Annotated in this window: 1 protein-coding gene; it reads left to right on the plus strand. The window is 70.2% G+C overall.

Annotation, left to right across the window (positions count from 1 at the left end):
- Positions 1 to 42 precede the first annotated feature (42 nt).
- The gene (locus tag ACIP37_RS37745; RefSeq protein WP_363633799.1) at positions 43 to 1266 is read left to right on the plus strand and encodes an IS4 family transposase; all 1224 of its coding nucleotides are present in this window, start codon (positions 43 to 45) and stop codon (positions 1264 to 1266) included.
- The last annotated feature ends 172 nt before the right edge of the window (positions 1267 to 1438 follow it).

Below are 1438 nucleotides of genomic sequence, written 5' to 3' on the forward strand. Positions count from 1 at the left end.
CAATGCCGGTGACTTTGTGGTCGGTGTCTCGTTGGTTGTGGTGTGGCGAGGGTGGGGCAGGTCAAGGCGCCTGCGAGTGAGCGGATATCGGACCGGATCGCGATCGGGGTACTGACCCGGGCGTTCCCGCCGGGGCTGGTCGATGAGGTGATCGCCGAGACCGGGCGGGGTGAGAAACGCAGTCGTCTGCTGCCGGCGCGGGTGGTTGTGTACTTCGTGCTGGCGATGTGCCTGTTCTTCGGGCAGGGCTACGAGGAGGTCGCCCGGCTGCTGGGTGAGGGGCTCGGGGACGGGCGGCGGTCGTGGCGGGTGCCCACGACCGCCGCGATCGGCCGGGCCCGCCGACGGCTGGGGGTCGAGCCGTTGAAGGTGCTGTTCGCGCGGGTCTGCCGCCCGCTGGCCGTGCCCGAAACGACGGGCGCCTGGTACCGGCGGTGGCGTGTGGTGGCAGTGGACGGCACCTGCCTGGACCTGGCGGACACCGACGCCAACACCGAGTTCTTCGGCCGGCACGTGTCCGGCCGTGGGGCGAGTGCGTTTCCGCAGGCCAGGGTGGTGGGGCTGGCCGAGTGCGGCACTCATGCGATGTTCGGCGCGGCCATTGGCCCGCTGTCGGTCAGTGAGCAGTCTTTGTCCCGGCGGCTGTTCCCCCTTCTGCGGGAGGGGATGCTGCTGCTGGCCGACCGGGGCTTCTACGGCTTCGAGCTGTGGCAGGCCGCACGGGCGAGCGGCGCGGACCTGCTGTGGCGGGTCCGCACCAACGCCGCCCTGCCCGTGCTGCGGGTCCTTTCCGACGGCTCCTACCTCAGCACTGTCCACGCCGAACCGGACCGAAAGAGCCGCCGCAACCCGGTGACCGTGCGGGTCGTCGAGTACACCCTGACCACGACCGGCGACCAGAGCGTCTACCGGCTGGTCACCACCGTCCTCGACCCCGAAGCGGCACCGGCAGCCGAGCTGGCCGCGCTCTACGTCCAGCGGTGGGAGATCGAGACCACGCTGGACGAGATCAAGACCCACCAGCGCGGCCCCAAACTCGTCCTGCGCTCGAAGTACCCGTGGGGCGTCGAGCAGGAGGTGTACGGACTCCTCCTGGTCCACCACGCCATCCGGCAGCTGATGCACCAGGCCGCCCTCAGCGAGGGCCTGGACCCCGACCGCCTGTCCTTCACCCGCAGCCTGCGGGTCGTACGCCGCCAGGTCCCCGCCCAGGCGGCGCTTTCCCCCCGGCACACTCGCCAGCGCGCTGACCCGCACCCTGGCTGAGATCACCGACCGCCTGCTACCCGAACGCCGCAGGCGGACCTGCCCCCGCGTCATCAAACGCAAGATGTCCAACTGGCCCCTCAAACGCTCCCAACACCGCAACTGGCCGCAACCAGAACCGGCGACAGTCACCATCACCCAGCCAGGAGCAACCTAAAGTCACCGGCATTGG

It is taken from the genome of Kitasatospora sp. NPDC088861, from assembly GCF_044750105.1.
Classification (GTDB): Bacteria; Actinomycetota; Actinomycetes; order Streptomycetales; family Streptomycetaceae; genus Kitasatospora.